Genomic DNA, 15,058 nt, shown 5'->3' with positions numbered 1-15,058 from the left:
ACGTGAGGGCATCCCCATGAAGAAGCGCTTTTCTGACGAGCAGATCATCAGTATTCTCCGCGAAGCTAAAGCCGGCATATCCGACTGTGACCTATGTCGTAACTTTGACGCCACCTTTTACACCTGGTGCAAGAAGTTTGGTGGCAGAGAATTCCCTGAAGTCAAACGCCTTAAATCGCCTGAAGAAGAGAACACCTGTCTAAAGAAGTTGCTTGCAGAAACTATGCTGGATAAGGAAGTATTACAGGTGGCATTGGGCCGTAAGTACTGACAGCACCATTAACCATTTTTTGTTAAATTCGTTCAAAACATGAATTATTTAGTGTTTCATCAGTGCCTGCGGCGATATAATATTGCTCTCAATGGCAGTACTGGCGATTAGCTCCCTTAAAAGCGCTAAGTGTCATTGAAGTTGTTATGGGTACAAGTAAAGGAATACTTCAATGAGCAATGCGACATTTCCAGCGACAATTTTTACGACACAAAGGCGTTTTAATGATTTTGCCTCTGACGATATGCGATACGGGGATATTTCAGAACAGAGGCTAAAACGAGAGTTTGGACTGGTCAATATATCAAATGTGGTTGATCCCTACACCTTAACCAGATTGACAGCATTTGATAGCCCACAATCGAGGTTCACAGGTGCTTATGGTGGCCTCAACCGTGGCAGTAAGCTAAGCATTCAGCAATGCGCGCAACTATTGTTTGAGGAAATGCAGGTAACATCTCTACCTTATTCGTTTGTCGGTCCGTACAGAATTTTAATCAACTTGATGCTAAAGCACTTTCAGTTTTCACAAGGTTCAGCTTTTAATCATCCACAGTTGAATAACGCCTACCGTGATAAATTACACTCTGATTATTCTGCTAAAAAAACAACGGCTATCATGCAAGAAGCTATTGGATTATTTGTTGATTATAACAAACGAGGATTTCCTCAAGATCGACTGAATGATTTAGCCTCTGCAATAAAAATTTCCATACTGCCCAAATTTGATTCTTTCATAGTTGATAAAATAAATGGCATGGGTATTACAATTCATGATGTTCATGCAACGAAGATTGAAATAATAAATTTAGATGTTAGCAACACTGGATGGCAAGCAAGTATCAAGTTTACTGGTCAGGACCATTTCGGCCTGGATGTCAGCGATATACGTAAGAAGATGTTTAGCCAGTTTCAGTTTTTTAAAATCTGGTTTATTTTGCAACATTTTGATAGATTAGGGTTTCGTCCCTTCCTGACTAATATGGAAGCAGTGATTGACATAAAAGGAAACCGATAATGCGAAAGTTGATAGTTTTACTACTTACACTACTATTATGCGTCGCGTTTTTTCTTTTTAATGAAAAAAAAGACGTTTCAGTTATTGACGCACATTACGATGGCAGTACGGCACAGATTATTGTCGATAAATTACCATTGACTGACGCAGCAAAGATCAGTTGGTGGAAACAAAACCAAAATAAAATACTTGAAAAGTACAAAATTCCAACTGGAGATAAAGTGCCATTTCTTATTGCAATCTATGCGTATGGCAATGGCTATCAGGAGGAAGGTAAAGAAGACAGGCTTTGCTTCTCAGACATAAAATCACCGAAAAACTGCATTGATAAAAACATTCTCATGATGATCTGGCGCACACGAGATGGTGGTGTAAAATATCAATTTAAATAAGTTTCGAGCCAATATTAACAGAATGAGTGTTAGGTTTCGCTTGTTTGTTACCAGGTCAAAATAAAGCCTGAAATAGTGGAAACCTGAATACATTGAGGTTTATTAAGATTACCAAATGATTCATTCTTTTTCCTGTACTACGAATACAGGGAAGAAAATCTATCCTGGGCAGACCAGTCTATATGAATAATCCAGAAAGTGCTTTACTAAGCAATAAGTATAGATTGAAGCATAAAATAAAAACTGGGTTTGTAAAATAACGTTCAATACGTAGCAGCAGTAAAACGAATAAATGCTGTTTACTTTCTACCATCGTCAAAGATCTTACAAAAAATTCACTCCCCTTCCCCCTCACCTAACTACCTTAAACCCTTCTTTTACAAAACTATCAGCTAATAATCATTTCCAATTTTTTCATCAGAATATCGCAGAAACTCCAACCCACCCACAACCTCCCCAAAACCCCCCTCCCCATCCTTCCCCTTGACAACCTCACCCTCTATGCCCTAAAAAGGAAATGATCATTTCCTAATTGGAGGTTAGCCATGAAACCCTCTTCCCATACCGGTAGTGCGCAATCCTCTGCGGGGCGACCACGCGCTTTCAACGAAGAACAATTTCTGGACGGGGCCATTAGCCTTTTCCGCGATCGTGGCTTTAGTGGCGTCAGCATCAGTGACATCACCGCGGCCACCAACCTCAGTACCGGTAGCGTTTACAAGGCGTATAAAGACAAACAGGGTGTTTTTGCCATGGCGCTTGAGCGCTATGTGTTTCTTCGCGAAGAACAGATAAAAACCCGGCTGGAAAAGGCGGCAACGAGTAAAGACAAGCTTGCGGAACTGCTGCGGGACTATGTTGAGCTCAGTCAGGGAAAAGACGGCAAGCTGGGCTGCATGGTGGTGGCCGGTGTCACCAGCTTCGACCAGCTTGGCGCTGCGGCCAGTAGTCTGGAGAAACAGCTGGCAAAGCGACGCAGCAACATTGCGGAATTGATTAAAAACGGAAAACAGGACGGTTCCATTGCCGCGACTACCAACGAAACCGCCGCTGCCGAGGTCATTCTGGCGTTACTTCAGGGAATGCGCGTCATCGGAAAAGCCTCAACCCTCACACAGGATACTGAGCGTTTTGTGGCTCAGGCGCTGAAGGTACTGGAATAAGCCATGATTATTTACGTCGTTATTGCCGTTCTCGCCGGGGCGATGCTGCCGTTGCAGGCGGTCTTCAATGCTCGCCTGGGCCATGCGCTGGGCTCACCGATTTGGGCGGCGGCGGTATCGGCACTGGTTTCGGCACTCGTTCTTTTTATACTCGGGGCTATCACAACCGGAACCTTCCCGCGCACCTCATCCCTGCCGTCTCTGCCTTTATGGGCGTGGTTTGGCGGTATTTGCGGTGTGATGACGCTGGCTGGCGTCACGGTCAGTCTACCGCGCCTGGGTGCCGCCGCGATGGTCGCCCTGGTTATCGCCGGGCAGGTAGCCTTTTCTCTGGTGATTGATCGTTTCGGTCTGTTTGGTGTTCCCCCTCATCCCATTACAGTACAACGCGCCATGGCAGCGGTTCTGCTGTTAGCCGGTACTGTACTTTTACTACAGGAATAGATTATGTCTGCTTTTATGCTCCCCGCTGCACCCGATGGTTTTAGTCACCACTTTGCGCGTGTAAATGGTCTGCGCTTTCATTATGTGACGGGCGGTCGTGAGGATGGCTTTCCCCTGGTGTTACTGGCAGGTTTCCCCGAAAGCTGGTTTGCATGGCGAAATGTCATGCGTCCCCTGGCTGATAAATACCGAATTATTGCCGTTGATTTGCCGGGACAGGGGGACACAGATAAGCCGCTTTCCGGTTACGACACTCAAACGGTTGCCACGCGACTGCATGCTTTTGTCGATTCACTTGATTTAGGATCGTACTTTCTTGCCGCGCATGACGTCGGTGCCTGGGTCGCCTTTACCTATGCAATGTTATATGGCGATGAAATACGTGCGCTGACCCTGATGGATGCCGGTATCCCGGGAATATCCCTGCCGGATAAACTGCCGTCGGCCTCCGACAAATCCTGGAAAACATGGCATTTTGCCTTCCATGCCGTGGCTGATCTTCCTGAAGCCTTGCTGGCAGGACGTGAGCGCATTTATCTGGAATGGTTTTTCCGCGAGAAAGCCGCTGATCACAGCTGTTATGGCGAGACTGAACTGACCGAATATGAGCGGTTGCTTAAAACACCGGGGGGTTTACGCGCCGGGCTGGCATTTTACAGAGCGCTGTCTCAATCCGCTGCGCAAAATGCAGAACTGGTCAGGCTGGGGCGGTTGGCCATGCCGGTACTGGGACTGTCCGCCGACCAGGGCTCCATTCCTGATATGGCTGCCACGTTGAAAGCCTACGGCGATGATGTACAGGGTCAGCGTCTCTCGGATTGCGGACATTTCCAGCCCGAGGAGCAACCCGAAGCCACGGCCCATGCGCTAGCCGCGTTTTTTGGTCAGTACGCACATTAAAATCCGTTGATTAGTCTGGCAACGGTATAAATTAATCAGAACGCTAATTTATTATGCGAAGCCGTCATAGAACTTTTGAAATAGCGTTTTGGAGGAGGATGAAGCAAACCGCTTCGGTGACTCTGCGTAAAAAAATAAAGCCACGCATGTTAAGCAGGCAATTTCTTAAGTTGTTATCAGAATAAACCGACAGGTATCACGATTAACGCACAACGATAAAGGTCGATAACGACAGATATCTGCTGTTCACGACAGAGGATATTCTCTTTAACTGTAACGCTAATCAGCTTGAGCAAAGGGAATATTGAAAGCCTGCAAACTGGCAATACCTCTTCATCAGGTTCTTTCTAACAGCTGTCGGTAAATGACGAAACCATAACATTCAGTTTCATTAGTGGTTCTGTGTGGAAAATAAAAGTGAATGACGCCCCCAAACTCCGCACTCCTTTCTATCACGAGCAAGGTGGCGTCAAAAACTTTTCGGGTTTAAAGTCCTGTTTAAAACAGAGGCTAAGCCCTCGCTCACCCGATAACCACTTTCGTAGCGGTTAGGGATATATGCCCAGATATTCCCATCATTTCAGCCTGTCTTACCCTGTATTGTCATGAAACCATGACAAATCTGAATGACACGTCATCCGCACAATGCCGGAACCAAACCGGACAAAGCCAAGTTATGTTTTAAACGTTCCTGTAAAGTTGATTATGAGTTAACTATTCAATAAAAAATCGTTACTCACTCTTAAAAGGTGATGAATTACAAAGAAGAGAATATTTAATCTTTGCAAGTTACTTATAGGCACCTTATTATTTATTCTTACCGTTAATTCAATGTTAAATCCAGAAAATCATAAGTAAAAATCATTTCAATTAAATCAGTTAACGCCAAACTCTCGCGAGCGATTCGTGGTGCCGCCCTCTCCTCCCGCTCGCCTTTATCCGTTAAAAAAACTATTCAGTTTCCGGACGGATTTATTTTTTCGACAATTGATAATGATTCTTGAGTTGATTCCCATTTGCATATGGAATTATGATTTCTTTCGAGTGTGGCTTCCTCAACTGGATGACAATCGTTAAAGGATTAATCGTTATGCTGCCGTTAAAAAAAATCACCCGTCATATTACTACGAGTTTATTCATTCCCGCCTTTGGTATGGTTTCCCCCGCTCTGGCTGAGCCTGATATTAACGACGACAATGAAGATGTGATGGTGGTAACGGCATCGGCAATTGAACAACGGCTTAAAGATGCGCCCGCATCCATCTCTGTCATCACCGCAGAACAGCTGGAAAGAGACATCGGTAAATCGGCCACGGATTTGGCGGATATTCTCGAACGTGTCGCAGGCGTAACAAAAGCGATTGGTACAGACGTGAGTTCCGGTATTCAACTGCGCGGAATGCCAGCGGCATATACGCTGTTGTTGGTGGATGGAAAACGCATAGGCTCAAGTAACGGCATCAAAAGCACACAGCAAAACTATTTCGACGACATTAACTGGATTCCAACCGAATCCATTGAACGTATTGAAGTGGTCAGAGGGCCAATGTCCGCGCTCTATGGTTCAGATGCGATGGGCGGTGTGGTGAATATTATCACCAAAAAAAATAATGATGCCTGGCACGGTGCATTAACGGCAGGCACCCGTCAGCCGCAAGATGGTAACCGGGGAAACACTCAGACCTGGACAGGCAGCATCGGCGGCCCGCTGGGAAATGGATTTGATTTACGCGTTAACGGTTCGTGGAATAAGCGCGAAGCGGATAAAAGCGAGACCGACGCATTGCGCTGGGGAAGCGGCCAGGAAGGACGCAAAAATGAAAATTACGGCGCAGAACTCGGCTGGGATATTACCCCTAATCACCGCCTGTCCGTTTCCACTCAGCAGGGAACCGAAAAAGGGATTCCCGGCGAGTCCAGTGACGGCAGTGAAATTGCGCTGCGTGGCGTGGATAAACTTGAACGTGAAAATTATGCGTTGGATTATCGCGGTATTTTTGACTTTGGCACGGTGAAGCTGAACGCCTATCAAAATAAGTTCAAAAACTGGGTGTCCGATATCCCGGTGATTTCTGGCGCTACGGTAACGGGCAGCCAGGATGTCGCGCTATGGAATAAAGAAAGCATCGTGGAAGGCGATATTAACCTGCCTTTTGAGTTCGGCTTACCGCACAACCTGACATTCGGCGCACAGTGGAAAAAAGAAGAGCTGAACAATCCTCGTTCTATCGGCGTGGTAGCGGACGCCTCCAGCACCTACGGCAAACACAGCGGTGAAGCCAAAAGCACCGGCCTGTTCGTCGAAGACCAGATCGACCTGCTGGAGGATGTTTCACTGACTCTGGGCCTGCGCAGAGATAATACCGATTACGGTAACAGGACAACGCCGCGCGCCTATCTGGTCTGGCAAGCCACGGACGCGTGGACATTAAAAGGCGGTTATTCAGAAGGTTTTAAAGCACCCAGCGTGCGCCAGGCAAGCAAAGGCTTTATTGAATCCTCAAAAGGCGCGGGATGTAACGGCTATGCCGATTACAACGGCGGGGGTTGTTACACGATGGGCAGCGACCAACTCAAGCCTGAAACATCACAAAACTGGGAAGTTGGCGCAATCTTCGATTACGAGGGATGGAGCGCAGGACTGACTTTCTTTGACAGCCGATTCAAAGACAAAATTGCCGCTGCCCCTGTTGGCTATATTCCGGGCGATACCTCCGGCCGCTACTGGCTTGAACGCGTCAATCTTGACACTGCGCGCACCCAGGGCCTGGAGGGCAATTTAACCCTTCCTTTGATATCAGAAGAAAAGGGTCCCTGGATGAAGCGTCTGTCACTGAATAACACGCTCACGCGAATGATTAAAGCCGAAGATTCTCTGGGCGTGATGTTAGTGACAACGCCAAAACTCTCCACCTGGTCTTCTCTTGACTGGCAGGTTAATGACGACATAAGCCTTTCATTTACCGCAAAATACTATGGAAAAATGCTGGGACTGAACAGCAGCGCAGACCAGGCCGCACGAGGCAATACCGCGACAGCACGTATCCGAAAAGCCTACATGATTTATGGTCTGTCAGGACAATACAGGGCAACGAAACACCTTAAGTTTAATGTCGGGCTGGACAATCTTTTTGATAAAAATCCTGTCTCTGACAATCCGTCCTCAAGCGGGGATTCAGGCAACAATTACGCGGTGCCCGGTCGCACCATGTATGCCTCAATAACGGCCTCATTCTGATCGCCCTGCTTTGTTATCAGGCCGCTGCATTAACGGCGTTTTGAAAAGGATGATTCAGGTAAACCAGCCCGGTATGGCGATATAAAACCTGAACGTTAACAGATGCCAGCATCACGTTTTATTTATTGCGGCCTGAGAGTAAGCGGTGCTGGCACGTTGAGCGTCATACAGGCAAGGCGCGCCGGTTATCTGACCTGACGCACAGATTAACGATTATTTATAACCGACTACGAATGCTTTCCCATGGATAAAAGCAACGCGCAAGGAGAACTTATGCGTTTCCCTCTTCTGACGATTTTATTTACCCTGGCCTGCATACTGACCGTTTTCCCTCCGGCTTCTGCCCAGGCAGCACAAACGGTCAGCGTCACGCATCTACAGGGAACCACCGCGCTGCCGCTGCATCCCCAACGCGTGGTGATCCTGAATCCGGCCACGCTGGATATTGCCGATGCGTTAGGCATTAATCCTGCGGGCGTCGCGCAATCCGGTTTCACCTATCCGGCGCATCTGGCTAAATACAACAGCCATGACTATTTCAATGCCGGCACGCTGTTTGAGCCAAACTATGAAGCCTTAAGCGCTGCCGGGCCGGATGTGATCGTTGCGGGTGGCAGAGCCCTTGCGGCCTACACCAAACTCAGCGATATCGCCCCAACCGTTTCGCTGGATCTTGACCCGAACAATGTCATGGCAAGTCTGACACAGCGTACTACGCAACTGGGGGAGATCTTTGGTAAACAGGCGCAGGCAAAGGCCGTTTTAAGCGCCTTTAATGCACAAATTGCAGACCTTCGCACCGCCGCCGCTCAGTCGGGCAGCGCCATGATGTTAATGGTAAACGGAGGCAAACTCAGCGCCTACACGCCGCACTCCCGCTTTGGTTTTATTTTTGATGTGCTGCAGTTCAAACCTGCACTCGCTATGCCAAACGCCAGTAAACATGGCAATGCCATTTCACCCGAGCTGATCATGCAGGCCAACCCCGACTGGCTGTTCGTTCTGGATCGTGACAGCGCCATCGGCAGCAAAGAAGGCCTGTCGGCCCGCCAGGTACTGGATAATCCGCTGGTGCGCCGCACCACCGCCTGGAAAAAGCAGCAAATTATCTATCTGGATTCCGCCTCGCTGTATATTGCCGGTGGAATCCAGAGCTACAGCCTCATGATGAAGCAGATCAGGCAGCACCTGATCGCGGCCGGGAACCAGCCCTGAATGAAATACGGGGCTTATCTTGTCAGCCTGGGCCTGCTGGCTGCGCTGGTTATTCTGAGCTTAGTGACGGGCGTAACCCGCGTGTCATTAATCGACCTGTGGCAAGATGCAGAGATGCGGGACATTCTGTTTATCAGCCGCTTTCCGCGTACCGTCGCGCTGGTGCTGGCCGGTAGTGCGATGAGTGTCGCGGGCCAGATCATGCAGATGCTGACGCAAAACCGCTTTGTTGAGCCTTCGGTCGTGGGCACCACGCAATCCGCAAGCCTGGGGCTTTTGCTGGTGATGGTCTGGTATCCCGCCGCGCCCGTCATCGTCAAAATGTGCATCGCGTCCCTGTTTGCCCTGGCTGGCACGGTGCTGTTTATGCTGCTCATTCAACACATCCGTCAGAAAAGCGCTTTTATCGTGCCGCTTACAGGCATCATGCTGGGGGCTGTTTTCAGTTCCGTGACGACATTTTTGGGGATGCAGTTTGATATCCTGCAATCCCTGGGCAGTTGGGAATCCGGTGACTTTTCCAGCGTGATGCAGGGACGCTATGAGCTGCTCTGGATTGTCGGGCTGATTACCCTGCTGGCGGCCTTCATTGCCGATCGGTTCACGGTGGCCGGCCTGGGCCATGATTTTTCTGTTAACGTCGGGCTTAACTACCGCAAGATTCAGTTAACGGGCATGGCCATGATCGCCATCGCCAGCGGCGTGGTTATCGTTGTGGTCGGTGTTTTACCTTTCCTGGGATTGATCGTCCCGAATATTGTCAGCATGATTTTTGGCGATAATTTGCGACGAACCGTGCCCTGGGTCGCCATGACAGGCGCCATGTTGGTATTGAGCTGCGATATCCTGGGACGGCTGATTATTTATCCCTTTGAAATTCCGGTCAGCGCCTTACTCGGCGTGCTGGGCGCAGCCGTTTTTCTGGTGCTGATTATCAGGGGAAAGCGCTATGCCAACTGACCTGTTGCAACCGTCCCACGCCCCGAGAGCGGCACAATCGCCTGTGAAGCGGTTGTGGATATTGGCGCTGCTTGCGGTCGTATTATCCCTGGTCTTTATGACACTGCATCTGCAGGGAAATATCAGCTACATACTGAAACACCGAGGGCAGATTTTATTAACCATCGTACTGGTCGCCTTTGCATCCGGAATCAGCACGCTGCTTTTCCAGACCATTACGCAAAACCGCATTCTGTCGCCGTCGGTGATGGGGCTTGAGTCACTCTTTGTCTTTCTCCAAACCCTGTTGGTGTTTTTTATTCAGCTTTCGCAACTGAGTCAGATGGGCAGCGTGGTGCAGTTTCTTGGCGAAACGGCGCTGTTAATGATCTTTGCTACGCTGCTCTACCGCTGGTTATTCAACCGCAGTGGGCTGGATCTTCACCGGGTATTGTTAACTGGCCTGGTGTTCGGCACGCTGTTTCGCAGCCTTTCCGGTCTGATGCAGCGCTTACTGTCACCTGGCGAATTTGCCGTGCTGCAAAGCCGGATGTTTGCCACCTTTACCCATGCTGATGCTGAGGTACTGGCCATTTCAGCCATGATGATTGTTGCGATCACCGTTATCGTCTGGCGGCTTCGGCATCGCCTTGACGTCATTGCGCTAGGGCGCAATAGCGCGACGGCACTGGGCGTGCCCTATCAACATTATGTGACCGGCCTGCTGCTGCTGATTTCGCTGCTGGTGGCGATTTCAACCGCGCTGGTCGGGCCGATGACGTTTCTGGGACTGTTGGTGGTTAACCTTGCCTGGCCGGTGGTGGGCTCCTGGCGTCATGGTTATTTGCTACCGGGGGCGATTCTTATTGGCATCATTATGCTGACGGGCGGACAGTTGCTCCTGGAGCAGTTGTTCAACATGGCGGGAACGCTGTCCGTTATTATTGAATTCTTTGGCGGTGGGCTCTTTATTTATCTGGTTCTGAAAAAGGTGGCGACGTGATTGAAGTTGCAAATGTTAATAAAGCGTACGGACCCTTATCTGTCCTTAAAAACATTAATGAAACCCTGCCCTCATCCGGTATCACCTCAATCATCGGGCCTAATGGGGCCGGTAAATCCACATTACTGTCAGTCATTAGCCGCCTGATGATGCCCGACAGTGGCGAGGTCAGGATCGACTCGCTGGTCGTCAATGAAACGCACAGCGAGAAGCTGGCGAAAATCATGTCAGTCCTGCGGCAGGATAATCATTTTACCAGCCGACTCACGGTTTACGATCTGGTGAGTTTTGGCCGCTATCCCTATTCAAAAGGGCGCATAACGGAAAACGATAAGCATCATATTCATCAGGCATTATATTTTCTGGATTTACTGCCACTGGCCGAGCGGTATCTTGATGAACTGTCCGGAGGACAGCGGCAGCGCGCCTTTGTCGCCATGGTGCTGTGTCAAAATACCAAATACGTTCTGCTGGATGAGCCGCTGAATAATCTTGATATGAAACACAGCGTCACCATGATGAAGCAGTTACGGCGCGCCGCTGACGAGCTGGGAAAATCCATTATCCTGGTCATCCATGATATTAACTTCGCCTCGACCTATTCAGACCATATTATCGCCATGAAAAAGGGTGAGGTTTTTTTCAGAGGCACCCCCGCTGAAATGATGAAACCCGATCTGATCGAACGCCTTTTTGAAATACCTGTCGCGGTTGAAACCGTGGCGGGGCAACATATTGCGGTTTACTACCGTTAATCCTGTGCACTGAGCATGAACGCCGGCGGTGTTCCCCGGCCCTGTCACGCTCATGTCGGGCAACCATCCGCCTGTCAGCCGCGTCTGCGCTAATGTGGGCCTACAGAATGCGTGTTTTTTGCCGTACGCTTTTCACGCGCTACGTGCATAAACGAAATCACAGAAAGGTTTTCTCGCGCCCAGTTGGGCCGACAGTCTGGCCGCACTGTCCCGCATCAGGTCGCCCAGCCCTGCCGCTTTACGATCCAGGGTTAATCGTGACGATGGCCCCGTCAGCGCAAGGGCTGCCGTTAATTTATCCCCTTCGCCAAACACCGGGATGGCAAAGGCGGCAGTATGCGGATCGCGCGCGCCTGAGGTATAGAGCGGTAAATCGGGCACGTCAGTAAACAAGCTTTCGCCCATTCCCCAGTGACGCAGCACCTGGCTAATCGCCGAGTTATCCAGCGGATAAAGCGAGCCAGGCAGTCGCGTATGGCGCAAACCGTCCGACGACTCCGCACGGAAGACACAAAGACGCTGGCCGTTATCAATCACATACCAGCTGGCGCTTTCGTTTGTTGCCGAGGCCAGCGACTGCAGCTCGGGCTGAACCACGCTGGCCAGATGAAACGACTGTTCATACAGCTTGCCCAGATACAGCAACCTTGGCCCCAGGGTATAAATGCCATTCTCCCTTCTGACCACATAACTCATGCGTTCCAGCGAATTCATCAGGCGATAAACGGTGGTTTTATGGTAACCCGAAAGCTGTGACAACGCCGTGAGTGACAGACTCTCTTCGCCTGGCTTAAAACAGTCCAGCAAGGCCAGTGCCTTCTCTACAGCATTAACGCCTTCATTTCCCATTTTGCTTCTCCTGATTTTTGCTGGAACCGAGTGTACCCGAAACTGTGAGTCACATCTTGTTTACATCACAAACAAGCTCGCAACACTGGCGTCATCGTCAGTATCACCGATATAGTGGTTTCATAATGTACAACCTGGTTTTACTGTGTAAAACAACCTATGAGGTACGCTATGTCCGCTAATGAAAAACCCATGATTAACCGTGAAGTTACGCGAGTCAGCGCTGATTATGTCAGACGCGCGGCTGAATTTCAGGCCGCGATTATTGCTGATGTGGCAGGCAGAAGGGGCACACTTCATGGCCGCATCAAGCCGTTGGGTGCACATATGAAAGTGGCGGGTCCGGCAGTGACCGTCGAGGTTCGTCCCGGTGATAACCTGGCGATCCATGCTGCGCTGGCGGTTGCCAAACCTGGTGACGTCATCGTGGTTGATGGTAAAGGTGATATCAGCTGCGCGCTATTGGGCGAGATTATGGCAACCCAGGCCGAAGCGTCAGGCATTGCTGGCATCATCATCGATGGCGCAGTCAGGGATGCCGATGCACTCAGCACGCACACCTACCCTGTTTTTTCCGCAGGCCTTAACCCTTGTGGCCCAACCAAGTCGATTCCCGGGCGCGTGAATTATCCCGTTTCCGTTGCCGGTGCCACGATTAACGCGGGCGATCTGGTAGTCGGGGATATCGATGGCGTGGTGGTCGTGCCGCGCGACGACGTTGAAATAGTATTAGCACTCGCGGCGAAAAAGCTGGATATGGAAACCCGTCGTATTGCCGCGATCAAAGCGGGGGACAAAAGACCGGGCTGGCTGAACGGTGCACTGCGTGCAGCTGGCATGTTAGCGGAAGGGGAGGAACTCTGATGCGCAAACAGGACACCGTCATCGTAACTGGCGAAGATCTTGCCCCCGCCGCGCTCGCGATGCTGGACAATTATGAGGTGGTTTTTGCGGGCAGTAAGCCGTCTGAAGACGACTTATTCACGCTGTGCCAGCAGTATAATCCCGTTGGGATCGTGGTGCGCTATGGAAAAATCAACGCACGCATTATGGATGCCGCGCCTGCGCTGCGCGTGATCTCCAAGCATGGCAGCGGCATTGACGTCATTGATCAAGATGCGGCGGGCGAACGCAACATCAGCGTCCAGTCTGCGCCAGGCGCCAATGCGGCGGCGGTGGCTGAACATACCTGGGCACTGATTCTGGCCTGCACAAAATCCCTGCTCCCGCTGGATCGCCGGATGCGTGAGGGACACTGGGATAAATCCACCCACAAGTCACTTGAACTGGAAGGTCGGACGCTCGGGCTCGTCGGGCTGGGCGCGATTGGCGGCCGGGTGGCGGATATTGGTCGCGTGTTTGGCATGCAGGTTATTGCTTACGATCCCTGGGCGAAAACCTTGCCCGCGGGCTGTGAGCAGGTGGATGATTTAGCCACGCTGTATGCACGCGCAGATATTGTGTCGCTGCACTGTCCCCTTACCGCGCAAAATAGCAAGATGATTAATGAACAGGCGCTGGCCCAGTTCAAACCCGGCGCCGTTCTGATCAACACCGCACGTGGCGGACTGATTGATGATGATGCCCTGATTCGGGCCCTTAAGAGCGGCAGACTCCGTGGCGCCGCCCTGGACAGTTTCACCGTTGAACCTCTTACTGCGCCGCACATCTGGCAGTCTGTCGAAAACGTCATCATTACCCCGCACATCGGCGGCGTAAGCGATAACTCTTATGTGAAAATGGGCACCGCCTCCGTGACCAATCTGCTCAAGGTCTTAGCGCAAAAGGAAGCCACCGTATGATGTGCCTGACAACAGCGGAAGTCAGGCAGACAACGATTTTCACCCGGCTGCCTGACCGTTTCCGCGTCCCCGACAGCAACAATACCTGGGCTGCCGCCAATCGCGGCGGCCAGCTTACCGATTCGTTTCTGGAAGGGCCGGTCTGGCATCCTTCGGGCTGTCTGTACCTGACCGACATCCCCTTTGGCCGGATATTCCGGGTCGATATGGCAGGCAACTGGGAGATCGTCATGCAGTACGACGGCGAACCCAACGGCATGAAACTCACCGACCCGGATACGCTTCTGATTACGGATTATCGTCACGGGTTAATGAAGCTTTGTCTTAAAACGCAAACGATCACCCCCTGGCTGTCGCGCCGCAATAGCGAGAGTTTTCGTGGCGTTAACGATTTAACGCCTGACAGTCGCGGGAATCTTTACTTCACCGATCAAGGGCAAACCGGGCTGCACGATCCCACCGGACGGGTTTACCGGCTCAGCCAGGACGGCCGACTGGATATCCTGCTGGATAACTGCCCCAGCCCAAACGGGCTGGTTCTGTCGCCAGATGAAAAGGTGCTGTATGTCGCCATGACGCGCGGTAACTCAATCTGGCGCGTGCCGCTTCAGCGAGAGGGTTCGATCAGCAAGGTCGGTCAATATTTTACCTCGCACGGACCCAGCGGTCCCGACGGGTTAGCGATGAACGCGCGCGGCGAGCTGCTGATTGCCAATCCGGGCCTGGGCCGCGTCTGGCTGCTCAACGATCTGGCTGAGCCTGCAGAAATCCTCACCAGCCCCGCCGGACGCTCCACCACTAATCTCTGTTTTGGTGGAGAAAATTTACAGCAGCTGTTTATTACCGAATCCGTCAGCGGCAGCATTCTTACCTGTTCAATGAAAACACCAGGCCACCCACTGCCCTTCCTTTCCACTGCTTTTCTCTGAGAACAACTCTGCGTTTCCTGAACGCAGCGGAGGCAACCATGAATCTGCATTCTGCAAGCGCCGGCTCACCTGTTGAGCCGCAAGCCGTGTCCGCATCTCGTGAAGAAATGAATCAAACAGATTTTGAACAAAGCGAGTTA

Annotated in this window: 14 protein-coding genes and 1 pseudogene; 14 read left to right on the top strand and 1 reads right to left on the bottom strand. The window is 50.8% G+C overall.

Annotation, left to right across the window (positions count from 1 at the left end; translation table 11 throughout):
* Positions 1-16: 16 nt before the first annotated feature.
* The 11 genes and pseudogenes from CMR03_RS23255 to CMR03_RS23200 form a co-directional block, all read left to right on the top strand.
* Positions 17-265: pseudogene (locus CMR03_RS23255) on the top strand (transposase); the annotation flags it as partial.
* Between the two features lie 178 nt (positions 266-443).
* Positions 444-1,289: a DUF3289 family protein gene (locus CMR03_RS23250; protein ID WP_096012789.1), complete on the top strand. Its 846-nt coding sequence runs from the start codon at positions 444-446 to the stop codon at positions 1,287-1,289.
* Positions 1,289-1,681, top strand: a complete 393-nt coding sequence (locus CMR03_RS23245) for a DUF943 family protein (protein ID WP_096012788.1) — start codon at positions 1,289-1,291, stop codon at positions 1,679-1,681. Before CMR03_RS23250 ends, CMR03_RS23245 begins: the two co-directional genes overlap by 1 nt.
* Positions 1,682-2,226: 545 nt before the next feature.
* Positions 2,227-2,844 (top strand): TetR/AcrR family transcriptional regulator, encoded by a 618-nt coding sequence (locus CMR03_RS23240; protein WP_096012787.1) that lies wholly within the window; start codon positions 2,227-2,229, stop codon positions 2,842-2,844.
* 3 nt (positions 2,845-2,847) lie between these two features.
* The gene (locus tag CMR03_RS23235; RefSeq protein ID WP_096012786.1) at positions 2,848-3,288 is read left to right on the top strand and encodes a DMT family transporter; all 441 of its coding nucleotides are present in this window, start codon (positions 2,848-2,850) and stop codon (positions 3,286-3,288) included.
* Positions 3,289-3,291: 3 nt separating this feature from the next.
* On the top strand, positions 3,292-4,188 hold the full coding sequence (locus CMR03_RS23230) for an alpha/beta fold hydrolase (RefSeq protein WP_096012785.1): 897 nt from the start codon (positions 3,292-3,294) through the stop codon (positions 4,186-4,188).
* A 1,030-nt stretch (positions 4,189-5,218) separates the two neighbouring features.
* Positions 5,219-7,426: a TonB-dependent receptor domain-containing protein gene (locus CMR03_RS23220; protein WP_096012784.1), complete on the top strand. Its 2,208-nt coding sequence runs from the start codon at positions 5,219-5,221 to the stop codon at positions 7,424-7,426.
* Positions 7,427-7,699: 273 nt separating this feature from the next.
* The gene (locus CMR03_RS23215; protein ID WP_096012783.1) at positions 7,700-8,641 is read left to right on the top strand and encodes a siderophore ABC transporter substrate-binding protein; all 942 of its coding nucleotides are present in this window, start codon (positions 7,700-7,702) and stop codon (positions 8,639-8,641) included.
* Positions 8,642-9,601 (top strand): ABC transporter permease, encoded by a 960-nt coding sequence (locus CMR03_RS23210; protein WP_063880626.1) that lies wholly within the window; start codon positions 8,642-8,644, stop codon positions 9,599-9,601.
* Entirely contained in the window at positions 9,591-10,583 is a 993-nt protein-coding gene (locus CMR03_RS23205; protein WP_096012782.1) for an iron chelate uptake ABC transporter family permease subunit, read from the top strand. The genes CMR03_RS23210 and CMR03_RS23205 overlap by 11 nt, the downstream gene beginning before the upstream one ends.
* Complete coding sequence (locus CMR03_RS23200) at positions 10,580-11,338, top strand: iron ABC transporter ATP-binding protein (RefSeq protein WP_096012781.1); 759 nt, start codon at positions 10,580-10,582, stop codon at positions 11,336-11,338. The genes CMR03_RS23205 and CMR03_RS23200 overlap by 4 nt, the downstream gene beginning before the upstream one ends.
* A 132-nt stretch (positions 11,339-11,470) precedes the next feature.
* Here CMR03_RS23200 and CMR03_RS23195 read toward each other — a convergent pair whose 3' ends face one another.
* Positions 11,471-12,187 carry an IclR family transcriptional regulator gene (locus CMR03_RS23195; RefSeq protein ID WP_096012780.1) on the bottom strand — a complete coding sequence of 239 codons (717 nt, stop codon included), beginning with the start codon at positions 12,185-12,187 and terminating at the stop codon, positions 11,471-11,473.
* 171 nt (positions 12,188-12,358) lie between these two features.
* Between CMR03_RS23195 and CMR03_RS23190 the strand changes: the two genes are divergently transcribed.
* The 3 genes from CMR03_RS23190 to CMR03_RS23180 are packed head-to-tail and all read left to right on the top strand — an operon-like array spanning position 12,359 to position 14,918.
* A complete protein-coding gene (locus CMR03_RS23190; protein WP_096012779.1) occupies positions 12,359-13,051 on the top strand; it encodes an RraA family protein in 693 nt (230 codons plus the stop codon).
* Positions 13,051-13,989 carry a hydroxyacid dehydrogenase gene (locus tag CMR03_RS23185; protein ID WP_096012778.1) on the top strand — a complete coding sequence of 313 codons (939 nt, stop codon included), beginning with the start codon at positions 13,051-13,053 and terminating at the stop codon, positions 13,987-13,989. Before CMR03_RS23190 ends, CMR03_RS23185 begins: the two co-directional genes overlap by 1 nt.
* Positions 13,986-14,918 (top strand): SMP-30/gluconolactonase/LRE family protein, encoded by a 933-nt coding sequence (locus CMR03_RS23180; RefSeq protein WP_063880632.1) that lies wholly within the window; start codon positions 13,986-13,988, stop codon positions 14,916-14,918. The genes CMR03_RS23185 and CMR03_RS23180 overlap by 4 nt, the downstream gene beginning before the upstream one ends.
* The last annotated feature ends 140 nt before the right edge of the window (positions 14,919-15,058 follow it).

The sequence above is a fragment of the Pantoea allii genome (genome assembly GCF_002307475.1).
Taxonomy (GTDB): domain Bacteria; phylum Pseudomonadota; class Gammaproteobacteria; order Enterobacterales; family Enterobacteriaceae; genus Pantoea; species Pantoea allii.
Note: the sequence above shows the minus strand (reverse complement) of the source record. Positions and strands in the feature narration are given on the sequence as shown.

What these genes read in the sequence shown, in the direction of transcription:
- CMR03_RS23240 (WP_096012787.1), top strand. Translation starts at nt 2,227, where the DNA reads ATGAAACCCTCTTCCCATACCGGTAGTGCGCAATCCTCTGCGGGGCGA.
- CMR03_RS23230 (WP_096012785.1), top strand. Translation starts at nt 3,292, where the DNA reads ATGTCTGCTTTTATGCTCCCCGCTGCACCCGATGGTTTTAGTCACCAC.
- CMR03_RS23195 (WP_096012780.1), bottom strand. Translation starts at nt 12,187, where the DNA reads ATGGGAAATGAAGGCGTTAATGCTGTAGAGAAGGCACTGGCCTTGCTG.
- CMR03_RS23205 (WP_096012782.1), top strand. Translation starts at nt 9,591, where the DNA reads ATGCCAACTGACCTGTTGCAACCGTCCCACGCCCCGAGAGCGGCACAA.
- CMR03_RS23210 (WP_063880626.1), top strand. Translation starts at nt 8,642, where the DNA reads ATGAAATACGGGGCTTATCTTGTCAGCCTGGGCCTGCTGGCTGCGCTG.
- CMR03_RS23190 (WP_096012779.1), top strand. Translation starts at nt 12,359, where the DNA reads ATGTCCGCTAATGAAAAACCCATGATTAACCGTGAAGTTACGCGAGTC.
- CMR03_RS23220 (WP_096012784.1), top strand. Translation starts at nt 5,219, where the DNA reads ATGATTTCTTTCGAGTGTGGCTTCCTCAACTGGATGACAATCGTTAAA.
- CMR03_RS23215 (WP_096012783.1), top strand. Translation starts at nt 7,700, where the DNA reads ATGCGTTTCCCTCTTCTGACGATTTTATTTACCCTGGCCTGCATACTG.
- CMR03_RS23250 (WP_096012789.1), top strand. Translation starts at nt 444, where the DNA reads ATGAGCAATGCGACATTTCCAGCGACAATTTTTACGACACAAAGGCGT.
- CMR03_RS23245 (WP_096012788.1), top strand. Translation starts at nt 1,289, where the DNA reads ATGCGAAAGTTGATAGTTTTACTACTTACACTACTATTATGCGTCGCG.
- CMR03_RS23180 (WP_063880632.1), top strand. Translation starts at nt 13,986, where the DNA reads ATGATGTGCCTGACAACAGCGGAAGTCAGGCAGACAACGATTTTCACC.
- CMR03_RS23185 (WP_096012778.1), top strand. Translation starts at nt 13,051, where the DNA reads ATGCGCAAACAGGACACCGTCATCGTAACTGGCGAAGATCTTGCCCCC.
- CMR03_RS23235 (WP_096012786.1), top strand. Translation starts at nt 2,848, where the DNA reads ATGATTATTTACGTCGTTATTGCCGTTCTCGCCGGGGCGATGCTGCCG.